Annotated in this window: 9 protein-coding genes; 1 reads left to right on the forward strand and 8 read right to left on the reverse strand. The window is 40.3% G+C overall.

Annotated features, from left to right (window positions below; genetic code table 11):
- Positions 1-7: 7 nt before the first annotated feature.
- From HMPREF9010_RS12080 to HMPREF9010_RS12050, 7 genes are all read right to left on the reverse strand, one after another.
- Entirely contained in the window at positions 8-1162 is a 1155-nt protein-coding gene (locus HMPREF9010_RS12080; RefSeq protein ID WP_008649023.1) for an MFS transporter, read from the reverse strand.
- 136 nt (positions 1163-1298) lie between these two features.
- Positions 1299-2900, reverse strand: coding sequence for a hypothetical protein (locus HMPREF9010_RS12075; protein ID WP_008641751.1), 1602 nt, complete (start codon positions 2898-2900; stop codon positions 1299-1301).
- A 22-nt stretch (positions 2901-2922) separates the two neighbouring features.
- The gene (locus HMPREF9010_RS12070) at positions 2923-3501 is read right to left on the reverse strand and encodes an SIS domain-containing protein (RefSeq protein ID WP_004310374.1); all 579 of its coding nucleotides are present in this window, start codon (positions 3499-3501) and stop codon (positions 2923-2925) included.
- A 5-nt stretch (positions 3502-3506) separates the two neighbouring features.
- On the reverse strand, positions 3507-4475 hold the full coding sequence (locus HMPREF9010_RS12065; RefSeq protein ID WP_004310376.1) for an ROK family protein: 969 nt from the start codon (positions 4473-4475) through the stop codon (positions 3507-3509).
- A 5-nt stretch (positions 4476-4480) separates the two neighbouring features.
- Positions 4481-6883, reverse strand: coding sequence for a glycoside hydrolase family 2 protein (locus HMPREF9010_RS12060; RefSeq protein ID WP_032852685.1), 2403 nt, complete (start codon positions 6881-6883; stop codon positions 4481-4483).
- A 124-nt stretch (positions 6884-7007) separates the two neighbouring features.
- Positions 7008-9644 carry a family 78 glycoside hydrolase catalytic domain gene (locus HMPREF9010_RS12055; protein ID WP_032852686.1) on the reverse strand — a complete coding sequence of 879 codons (2637 nt, stop codon included), beginning with the start codon at positions 9642-9644 and terminating at the stop codon, positions 7008-7010.
- Positions 9645-9769: 125 nt separating this feature from the next.
- A complete protein-coding gene (locus tag HMPREF9010_RS12050; RefSeq protein ID WP_008023950.1) occupies positions 9770-10780 on the reverse strand; it encodes a LacI family DNA-binding transcriptional regulator in 1011 nt (336 codons plus the stop codon).
- A gap of 187 nt (positions 10781-10967) precedes the next feature.
- On the opposite strand from HMPREF9010_RS12050, the gene HMPREF9010_RS12045 reads away from it, so the two are divergent.
- Positions 10968-11609 (forward strand): carbohydrate-binding family 9-like protein, encoded by a 642-nt coding sequence (locus HMPREF9010_RS12045; protein ID WP_004307482.1) that lies wholly within the window; start codon positions 10968-10970, stop codon positions 11607-11609.
- Between the two features lie 84 nt (positions 11610-11693).
- Here HMPREF9010_RS12045 and lpxA read toward each other — a convergent pair whose 3' ends face one another.
- On the reverse strand, positions 11694-12464 hold the full coding sequence (gene lpxA, locus HMPREF9010_RS12040; RefSeq protein WP_004307481.1) for an acyl-ACP--UDP-N-acetylglucosamine O-acyltransferase: 771 nt from the start codon (positions 12462-12464) through the stop codon (positions 11694-11696).
- Positions 12465-12470: the final 6 nt, after the last annotated feature.

Genomic DNA, 12470 nt, shown 5'->3' on the forward strand with positions numbered 1-12470 from the left:
TATAGGTTTATGTGGTTTTTATTTTTCTCATTATTCCGATCAGATAGCACCATACAATGGCAAGTACTATGATTGCAGATAACTGACTGTGGAATGAATCGGTAATTACTCCTAAAATAGGCGGGAGGACGGCACCGCCAGATACACCGACGATAAGAAGTGCAGATACTTCGTTCGCTTTCTCGGGAACACGTTTCAAAGACAGAGAGAAGATGATGGAAAACAGATTGGCATATCCTATCCCGAAAACTGCTACACATCCGAGGATAAACCAGAGATTAGTGCTAATGGTCATCAGTATCAATCCTGCGAGAGCTATCCAGACGCTATAAATATAGAATTTACTTTCTGAATATTTCATCAGTAGGATACCACCCAAAAAGGCTCCTACAGTGCGGGCGAAGAAATACACACTATTTCCCATTCCTGCATCTGTCAGTGGTAGATCACAACGTTCCATCAGGAATTTAGGGAAAGTCATATTGATACCTACGTCTACACCTACCAGCACGAGAATACCGATAAAGAAAGCAAGAATGTATTTGTCTTTGAATAATTCAAGAGTGACTTTGAAAGAAATGTTCTTCCGTTCCTGTTGTTTTTCTTGTATAGGGGTAAGCCATAGCCATATCAAAGCGAGCAGTGACAGTCCGGCATAAACGGGGAATATCATTTTCCATCCGAAAAAACTACCAGTCACCCAAGCTGCCAGGATAGGACCCAGGAATGAACTGACTGCTTTGACAAATTGTCCTAGGGTTAATGTACCTGTCAACTTATCGTTTGCAACGACATCCGTTACTAATGGGTTGAGTGAAACTTGCAATAGAGTGTTACCGATACCTATCAAGGCAAATGCGATTAATATGGCGGTAAAGTCATATGCAACGAGTGGAAGACACATAGCTAATACATGGAATGCGAAGCTAAGTAATACGGTTTTCTTGCGTCCGATGCGATTCATTAACATTCCGGTGGGAATAGAAAGCACCAGGAACCACAAGAAACAGGATAGAGAGATGAGATTAACCATCGTATCGGTGAGATGGCTGAAATCATTCTTCACATAGCTCGTGGTTATTCCGACAATGTCAACAAATCCCATAACGAAGAATCCGAACATGACGGAGAGCATTTTTACTATGGATATTTCTTTTTTCATTCGTGTACTTTTGATGATAAATTACTTGGTTGGTGGGCATATATATCCAGCACGGCGGATATATATGGCTAACATGGTGAATATATATGCCCAATACGGTGTATATATATCCCCACTAAATGGGGTGTATATACTTCTATTTTTGTACTAATACCCTGATTGATGAACGAGATAATTTAAGTTTTAGGTTATTCTCTTGCGTGTTGACCGTTTCTGTTGATTCTATAAGATTATCACCTTCCGGTAGGCGTCCTTCCATATATTTGTAGACATTGTATTCTCCATTGGCACCTTCTTTATCATTTTCCAACTGTATCATCTTGTCTTTGTCTGTAGCGTTGGAAAGTACATACGTCCATTTTCCCTCTGTGTTGAGAAAAGCACTTCCGGCTATCAACTCGTCGCCGAGATCCAATGGATATACTTCGTCGCCCTGGCGGACAAAACGTGTCAACAGACTATATGCATAGTATTGAGGACGTACCTCGTAGTCTTCCTTGATTTTGGAATATACATCTGGGTCTTCGGTATAAGCGGATTTTAGATATTTCCATAAACCGAGTTGCTGCATTTCCGAATAGGAGGCATTGCGGTTATAATATTGATCGATCAGACTCCAGTAGCTTACTCCGCAAGCACCGGCATTCAGATAGTTCAGAGCAACGCGGATTATCTGTACCCCTCGCGTATACGTGTCTATACCATATTGACGGGCACTTCCGTATCCAGGAAAACCGAATTCTCCAACAAAATGTCTTTTACCTCCTGCAGAAGCTATATTTTGACGTTCCCAATTTACGAGAGTCGAATTAGGGGTGTTGTAGTCAAACTTGTATACATGAGAGTTATACAGGTCGGCTTCATCGTTTGTGAAAGCGGAAACACAGGCAGCGATATATCCGGGTGTACCGTCTGTATTGTCAGAAAGGTTGAAGTGTACCTTACTGCGTATTCCATCTGCTTTAAACTTGGCATCCAGTGCTTTCACCATGGGGGCGTAGGTGTCCTGCCAACCCATGGTTTCAAAATCACCTTGCCACATGATGCGGCCGTAACCTGCTATATGACTGTCAGGTTCATTGAATGGAGTAATTTGATTGATACAGGTATAATGCTTTTCTTCAATCAGGTATTTCACCATTGTGGAGAAGTTTTCAGCAAATTCTTCATAGTTATCTATACCGGCAATCCAACCCGGATTAACGTTATAACTTCGTGCATCACACAAGAAATGCTTTTGACCATTGTTAATGCCTGATAGTAAGTCGATATTGGTAATGGCTCCCCATACGACTAATGTCACTCCGATATTATTCTCCTGGGCCAGATCCAATACTTTGTATACAGATTGCATTTCTTCCGAATCAAAAGTGAATTTGCTCATATCCGCGACATTAGGATCGTTGTTGTCATTGGAGGGTTCCCACCATTGTGGCTGCATCATGATTCGGAATTGTTGTACTTTCATTTTCTTTACCCGTTGTACAACTATATTTTCCCAATCTTCAGCCTTTGAACCATCATTGCGGGTGATGTTTTGTGAGAAGAAGTGTGGATCCATCTCGACACCGATAGCATGAACCGGAGTTCCTGTTGAATTCCCTACTGCAACAGGATAATAGTTGCAAGCCGGGCAATCGTCATATTTGTTATAATCATCCGAGCAGGCGGACATTCCCCAAAGTGTGCAAACAATACTCAATAGAGTTTTACTGATATGTGTCATTTTCATTGCCATATTGATTAAATTTAGTAGGTTATTATTCAAAGCCTAATTCTGCCTCAATTGCCTGAATCAGAATGTGGATAACTTTGATGTGAATTTCTTGTATTCTGTCGGAATGTGCTGCTCGTGGCGCGCAGACTGCAATGTCTGCCAGTCGTGACAGTTCATTCTCTCCTTTTGAAGTCAGCGCTATCACTTTCATTCCATTGTTGTGTGCTTGTACGGCAGCTTTCAGTATGTTCTCGGAATGTCCGCTTGTGCTGATGGCCAATAATACATCTCCCTTACATCCCATAGCTTCTACATAGCGGGAGAAGATCTCGTTGAACGAAAAATCATTTCCCACACAGGTCATGTAAGCCGGGTCATTGATTGCAATTGCCGGTAGCGGGATGCGGTTGTTGCGGTAACGTCCGGTTAGTTCTTCTGCAAAGTGGGTGGCGTCACATAAAGAACCTCCATTACCACAGCTGATAATCTTATTTCCGGCTTTTAATGCTTCGGCGCAGGTAGAGGCTGCCTGTGAAATAATCCCGACTGTTGTTGTTTCCTCAAGAAAGCTCTCCAACGTTTGCCGAGCCTCTTCCAGTGTTGTTTCAATAAGCTCTTTCATAATAGTTAATCGGTTAAGTTAGCGGCTACAGAAAGAGCTGCATAATCTCCTATCTGCTCTCCCAAGGCGGCTGGTTTCACTTTACATACTCTGTTTGCACAGGATAATGCTTCCTGATCGATTATCTTTTGCATGATGGGTTCCATCATATTTTTATTCCGGGTATAGATGCCACCTATCACAATGACTTCCGGATTCAAGATATCGATCACCATGGATAATCCTTTTCCCAGATAAATAGCAGACGTCTCATATATGCTTTGGGCTAATTTATCACCTTTGGCAGCTTCTTCAGCCACTTTTCGGGCAGTAAGCTGATCTAGTTCCTGTAAGGTACACCATTCAACTTTCTGTCCGGTCTGCAATTTCTCCATCACATACATTTTGGAGAGTTGAGCAATACCTCCACCGCTGGCAAATCCCTCAAAAGAGCCCTTTTTACCGTAACCTATCGGACCGAAATCCGACAGGCGGATATGTCCCAGTTCTCCGGCATTGTCATTGGTGCCCGTATACAGTTTGCCATTTAATATTAATCCTGCTCCCAGTCCCGTACCGAATGTGAGAAAGACCATATTCTTAGTTCCTTTTCCTGCTCCGAACTTCCATTCGGCTAAAGCACAGGCATTGGCATCATTGTGTAGATTGGTTTTAATGCCCGTCTTTTTTTCCACCATTGCCACAATGGGGATGTTGTCCCATCCCGGTAGGTTAGGGGGAGACATCACGATGCCTGTTTCACTGTTGAGAGGACCTCCGCAACAGATTCCAATCGCTTTTGTGTTAGTAGGGGTTAGCTGGTGGAGGTTCATCATCTTTTCGGTTTCACAGAGAATTCTGTCTATTGTTTCGTCGACTGTGGTCGTATCAAATTTCTTTTTGTCGATGATATGTAGCTCGTCGTTTTCTTTGATACCGTAGATGATGGCGCATTTGGTGCCTCCTACGTCAATTCCTAACAAGTTCTCTTTCATAACTATTATTTTTTAGCGTATAATCCGGTTTTTTGTAACAGCCGCTTGTATTCTTTCAAGTTGAAAGGTGCCTTGCCGTATAGGTAATGATTCATGAATTTCTGATTACCGATCTGGTATTGGATCAGATAGATTCCTTGACCGCTTTCTTCCGGTAGTGAGGCTATTCTGACCTTTTGATTGGCTGGAATACGGAAAGTGCTCTCATAGATTTTACGTCCCGAGGATGCATCTGTTACCGTTACATTACCACTTTGTACGTTGCGTGTGTCATTCGTTCCTATCAGTGGGTAATTTCCGCCTTCTGCATCATTGATTAGTACACAAACATCCTGTTGAACATTCTTGATGAAATAATATGCCATCTTCTTTGAATTGTAGTAGTCAACAATCGCATCAGAGATCACTGGCCATCCATCCCGCAGGTTCCACCAGACAATACCAGTCTTGTCGTCAAACTTCTTTCCACGCCACATTTCTATGAAATATTTCATAGCTTCTGCCTGTACGGATTGAGAAGCGAATATAAAATCATCCAGTTTGGAGGGAACTTCACCAAAAAGTAAACGTACCTGATTAATCATAAGATTATTGCGATCGAATGTCTTTCCCCATTCTGGGAATCTACGAACAGATTTGGTAACCCATTCATCATTCCATTCATGATTTTTTGTCCAGGGATATACGGCATCTTTTGTCATCATTTTCTGGAGACTTTCTAAATTAGGGCAGCCGTGATAGCCGATTTCACTGACAAAGCAGCAAGTAGCATCCGTATAGAATTTGTCTTTGTAATATCCTCTGGGACCCCATAAATGGTTTTCTGGTAAATATTGGTCAGCACTTCCTCTTTCATATACCGCTTGGCTGTAGTAAGGAGAGCTGGGAAGATAAGGGCGGGTAGGGTCAAACTCATAAATAACTGCCGGAAGGACCTTGCGGCTAACTACATCCTGATTTGGATTAATATTAAATGGTTGCAAAGACCAGCGCAGTGCACAATCGTCTTCATTATTTCCTGACCATAAAACGAGTGATGGATGATTACGTAATTTGCATACAACAGAAATGGCCTCTTCTTCCAATGCTTGTGTAAATGAGCTACGTTGAGGATAGAAAGTGCATCCCATCGTAAAATCCTGCCATACCATAATGCCGTTTTCATCGCATAAATCAAAGAAATGATGATCTTCATACACGTTGCCACCCCAACAACGTATCATATTGCAGTTTAATTCTACAGCCATGCGGATAGATTCGTCTACGAAAGAATGATCCCGGCTATGGAGTGCATCCATGGGTACCCAATTGGTTCCGTGAATAAAAATAGGTTCTTCATTGACTATGAAACAGAATTTACCCGGATGATCCGGTGGGAGGTTGATGTCTGTAATGTCTAGTTGAATCGTGCGGAGGCCTACCCGTTTATTATCTGTTGATAAAATAGTGCCGTCAGAATCTACTAACTCTACTTTTGCATCATATAAAGCCGGTTCTCCATATCCTCTTGGCCACCATAAATCAGCATTCTTGATTTCCATTATATATCGGAATGCTGGGGAAACGACAACAGAGCTTCCTTTATATATTTCTTTCCCATGGCGACTTAGTGTATATACGGCTTTCACTTTGTCGAACTTTTCGAAAGGTAGTTTTACTTGTACATCAGTATACAAACGTACATTTCTGGTAGCAGTGTCTACATTGGCGACCATATAGTGAACATCTGTGAGACGTGCCGGATTCAATACGCGTAATTCTACATCTCTCCACAAACCTGCACTGACTAATCGTGGCAGAATGTCCCATCCATAGGTGTGCGGAGCTTTTCTGATGAATACGGATTCTTCAGACGGGAAGTTTCCAATACTGAATGTCCCTAACAGATGTTTTTGTCCTTCAATAACAGATGAACGGAGTATCACTTGGAGTTGATTGCTTTCTCCTGCTTTTATTTCTTTAGTTACATCAAAAGCATGTTCAATCATCATATTTTCTGCTTTGCCAATGTGTTTTCCATTCAGCCATATATCGGCCAGACAGTCTATTCCGGCAAAGAAGAGTTGATATTGTTGTCCTGGTTTTAGTTGTGGCGCTACGAATGATTTGGAATAACACCATTGATAGCCTTCCCATTTGCGTAATTCATTTACATTACTGCCAATCATCGGATCTTTAATTAAGTTGGCAGCCATTAGGTCTAGTTCTACATTACCGGGGACTTGGGCTGATAGATGTTTCACTTCAGCTAGTTGCATGTCCTTGGGCGAAGTTATAGGTTCTTCAGGTTGCATCCAATAAGAGAGTTCCCATGTTCCATTTAAGGAGATGGAACTACCGGAATCGGCAAAAACACCACTTGTACAAGTGAGAAATATCAAAAATAGCAGTGTACTGATTTTATTCATTGTTAATAGATTTGATTGATGGTGTGACAAAGTAACTAGTGTTATATTTTTATAGTATTACATAACGGTCTCATTTTTTTGCTTCTTTATATATCTCTATTAAACCTCCTTTCTTTTGTTTCAATTAAAATGTGAGTTGATGTTTTCCTGACCTTAAATCTATCTTTTTACCATTATATTCTACTGTCGCATTCGTATTGACTGGGATCGTGACTTTGAGAATCACTTGTTCTCCTTTACGTTCCCATTCAGAACGAATGATTCCGTTTACAGATTTATATTCTGCTTTTACCCAGTCAAGACCTTTTACGAAATGAGGTTGGATAAGAATATGTTTGAATCCGGGTTTCTGTTCATCATAATTAATGCCTGCCAATACATTGTACATCCATGCATTAATGTCTCCAAGAAACATGTGATTTATAGAGGCATCTCTAAATTCAGGTGAAAGTATCCATGTTTCTGCCAGTGTAGTGAAACCTTGTTTTATCCAGTTACCCCAAGATGGAGCTTCTTCTTGTGCGGCCATCTGATATGCCAAGTCAGCATATCCATATTTGGAAAGCATCCGCAGGACTGTTTTACTGCCTAAAACTCCAAAATCGAGCAGGTTTTTATTGGCTTTTATCATCGTAGAAAGATTATCTGCAACCTGCTGTTCGTATTCTTTAGGAACGATTCCAAGGTATAAGGCAACTCCTTGTGCTGCTTGCGAACCATTGGCATAAATAGCTTTGGATGTGTCGAAGTATTTGTGATTGATAAGTAATTTCAATTCTTCTGCTTTCTTAGCATAACTACTACCGTCTTTTCCTATGAGTTCTGCAAATTTAGCCATATACAGATTGTCTAAATAGTAATAGCAGGTAGTGGTGAATTCTGTAGGGGTTTGTGTTTTATGGAATACCCAGTCACCAATTCCGTAAGTTACGGTTCCTTCCGCGTCCTCGCGTCCTGCGAGGTAGGCAAGGTATTTAGTACATACAGGCCATAGTTTTTCGATGCTTCTTGTTTCTCCATAGTAGTGGTAAATTGCCATTGGCACGATAAACATGGCAGCATCCCATACAGGACCTATCCAGTCATCATAGCCCCATCCGGAACTAGGAATGATTCCCGATATACGTCCTTCTTCATTTTGATTATCAATCATATCATCGAGCCATTTTTCATAGAAAGTAATACCATCGAAGTTTAATAATCCTAAATCCATTGTTATGTGTGCATCGGCAGTCCATCCATTTTTCTCTCGTTGGGGACAGTCAGTCGGGATACTCATCAGATTTGATAAATATGATTGATTAGCAGCTTTCCATATTTTATTTAATAGTTCATTTGAACAACTGAATTTACCAACAGGAGGAACAGCCGTATGTATGAATTGAGCGGTTAAGCTCTCTTTAGTAAGTTTTACAGGACGATCTGAACGAACTTCTACATATTGAAATCCATGATATGTAAAATCTGGAGTGAATGTACCTTGTTTTCCGTCCAATATATAAGTGTCTGTTTGAAAAGCGAGGCCAGGTAATGGTTTGTAGTAAATATCTAAGTTGCGCATTTCCAAGCGTCCGTTATCTTTTAGCAATTCGCCGTGTTGCATACTGACTTTAGTGCCTTTCTTGCCATTGATAGAAAGAGTACAGACCCCTGACATATTAACTCCAAAATCGTATACATAGACTGTATCACCAAAAGAACGCATATTGATTGGAGTGATAAATTGTTCCGTTTCAATAGCAGGCATGTTTTGTGATACTAGTAGGGGAGAAGGGGCAGCCACCTGAATTGCATTTGTCCATTTAGAGTCATCAAAACCCGGTTTGTCCCATCCAGCAATTGCAAGACATGCATCATAGGTATCACCACTATAAATATTGTTTTGTATATAAGGACCGATACTCGTTTTCCAAGTAGAATCTGAATGGATGGTTTGCTTTTCTCCATTTTTATATAATATCTCCATTTCGCAGATCATTCTTGGGCGGTTACGCCAGCGGGCTTGCTCATAGCTCCATGTTGCTACAGGGGCCGATTCGTTGTAGAATCCGTTCCCAAGTATTGCAGATAGTACGTTCTCTCCTTTGAGCAGTTGTGAAGTGACGTCGTATGTGTTATACAGATTTCTTTTATCATAATGAGTAAAACCCGGATTGAGATGTGATGATGTTATTGATTTACCATTTAATGTCATTTTATAATATGCAGCGGCACTTACATATAATCTTGCTTGTTGTATATCATCTTGAGCGATAAACGACTTGCGCAACATGGGCGCTGGCGTATAATCTTTATCATGATTATCAGTAATCCATACTCCTGTCCAGTCACTTTGGTTGAGTTGAGCTGTTTCAAAACTGGATATAGGAGAGATAATCTTATGTTCCTTTGTTTTATCCCATGCTATTACTTGCCAGTAATAACGAGTTCTGGATTTCAATTTTTCTGATCCTTGATAGGTCGCATGAGGAGTGTCAGAGTAAATAGTGTCAGATTGCCAGCTATTATCGGATGAGTTTCTCAAATCTTGTTCCCGGGTGGCGATATATAGCTGATAGCTGTCTTGAGAAAACTCTGTTGCATCTTCATTATTGGTTGTGTAATTCCAAGTAAAACGCGGTGCTGGTGAATCAATGCCAATTGGAGAAATTTGATATTCACATCGCATATTTTCAATATCAATGTTGTTACTGCTGCATGCCCATACTAGAAGTCCTAATAGAGCCAGCATGTATTTTTCATTTTTAATTTGGAACTTCATAATTCTGTATCTTTATGTTAATAATTAGAGGGCTATTTTCTTTATTGTTACATTTGTTAATTTGATATCATTATTTATTTTCACTAAACCGGTTAAGTGATTGAAGAAAAAATGTAAAATCATGACTAGGGTAATGAACATGGCAGGACAAGTGTTTCTACTTCTCTTTTTTCGGTCGAATTTTCCAAGCGATATTTGATATCGCCAAGTAGAATCCTTACGGCATTCTTACCGATCTCTTCTATTGGCATTCTTGCGATGTTCATATTAGGTGCTAAGACACGGAATGCTGATACTCCATGAATACAAGCCAATTCATATCCTTTATTTATATTGATTCCTTTTTCATAAAAGTAACGGAATGCTTCCAGAGCCAAAATATGGGTTGTGAAGAAGAACCCATCTACATCAGGTACTTTGCTGAATATTTGATCAAGAGTCTTGAAAACATTCTTCTCATAATCAACAAAGGTCACCTCTCCATATAGATCAGGATCAACGGGTAGGTTGGCTTCAATTAAAGCTCTTGCATACCCTTCTCGTCTCATATTCATTGTGCGGAGATGAGGATTCGTGGTAATAATAGCTATTTTAGATGATCCGTTATCGATCATTTTCTTTACTAACTCGTAGCTACTGCCTTCATTGTCAATAATGATGTAGTTTGTCTGCATCTCAGGAAAGTAGCGGTCAAATAAGACTAATGGATAGCCTTCTTTGACTAGATTCTGTATTTCAATTTTAGAAACTTTTGTGGGGGCTACTATAATTCCATCCACCTGTTTCGCTTTGAATAACCGGATCATTCTGTTTTCTCTTTCTATTTCAGATTCAGAGCTACAAATCATTAATGAATAGCCTTGTGTTTCCGCTTCCTTTTCTATAGAACGGGCAACTTTGGAGTAAAAAGAGTCTGTAATATCCGGTATGATTAATCCGATTGTGCCTGATATACCTGTATTTAGGCTTCTGGCTAATAAATTAGGCTGGTAATTCAACTGTTTGGCGCATTGAAAGACTTTTTCTTGTGTAGCAAGACTAATACCTTTTTCATCCCCCTTACCAGAAAGTACCCAAGAGATTGTTGTCTTGGATAATTTTAAGGTTTCTGCTATGTCTTTAAGGGATGTTTTCATAAACAGTATCTATTTAATCGGTTAAGTGATGGCAAATATATGAAAAAATATCTCATTATATAATAGTTGAGCAATATTTAACTAAATATTATTTTTTGATATAATAATTTGCAATTTAAAAATAACATAGAAATAAGGTGTAAACCAAAGAAAGTAACTATATTTGTATCATTCAAACGAAAGATATATGAAAGTAAAGAAAATTAGTGCGGCTAACGTGGAGGCTTGTTCGCTTCCTAAACTATTCGATGAAGAAAAAATAGATTTTCAGCCGATTCAGTGTGTCAATTGGGCTGAATATCCTTACAAACCTAAAGTGAATTTTCGAATTGCTCACACACAGAACTCGATTTTGCTACATTTTAAAGTGAAAGAGGAGAGTGTACGTGCCAAGTATGGAGAAGATAACGGTTCTGTATGGACTGACTCCTGCGTGGAATTCTTTTCCATACCTGCAGGCGACGGGATCTATTATAATATAGAATGCAATTGCATCGGAACTATTCTGGTGGGTGCCGGACCTGTGCGTAACAACCGCGAACATGCACCGAAAGAGGTGACTGCTCTTGTACAACGCTGGTCTAGTCTGGGTAATCAGCCTTTTGCTGAACGCATCGGTGAAACGGACTGGGAAGTGGCCCTTATTATTCCGTATTCTGTGTTCTTTAAGCACCAGATTGATTCGCTCGACGGAAAGGAGATAAAAGCTAATTTCTATAAATGTGGCGATGAATTGCAGACCCCTCATTTCCTTTCATGGAATCCGATACAGATTGAACAGCCGGATTTCCACCGCCCTGATTTCTTCGGAACGTTGGAGTTTGAATAGTGAATTGAATCTTTGAATTTGAAGATAAAAAAGAAGGTTGATACTTGAAAAAGTATCAACCTTCTTTATATGGACTCACTTTGTTTATTTCACAATCCCTCTTTCCGAGTTCTTCACGAAATTTACAATATTCTCGATCTCCTCACTCATAGGAACCTGATCGATGATCTTCTGTACAGCATCCTGAACGCTAAAATTACCCTGATAAATCAAACGGTATGCGTTGGCGATGTGACGGAGGACTCTTTCCGATGTATTGCGATGTTGCGAGAGAACCACAGCATTTACACCGTGATATGCCACCGGATTTCCTGACATGATAACGTATGGAGGCACATCCTTAGATATACGGCATCCACTTTGTACCAGTGTCCAGCTACCTATATGACAATATTGGTGTAAGGTGACATTGCCACTTAGGATAGCGCAGTCATCCAGCATACACTCTCCTGCAATGGTAGTACCTATGCCTACTACACAGTTATTGCTGATTTGTACATCATGGCAAAGGTGTACCTTATCCATTAGGTAGTTTCCATTTCCGATTTTGGTAGCATTGCCGGCAAATGTAGCGCGGCTGATTACCACATTCTCACGAATATCGTTGTTATCTCCAATAATCAGGCTACTTTCTTCTCCTGTGTAGTGGAAATCTTGCGGTTCCGCTCCGAGGACGGCATTCTGATGTACCTTATTTCCTTTTCCCATTTTAGTACCTTGCAAGATACTAGCGTAAGACATGATGACGCAGTCATCTCCGATCTCTACATTCTTTTCGATGTAGGCAAAAGGCAGAACAGTTACATTCTTGCCTAGCTTTGCTTCGGGATCTACGTAAGCTAACGGACTAATCATAATAGT

Source organism: Bacteroides sp. 3_1_23 (assembly GCF_000162555.1).
Lineage (GTDB): Bacteria > Bacteroidota > Bacteroidia > Bacteroidales > Bacteroidaceae > Bacteroides > Bacteroides ovatus.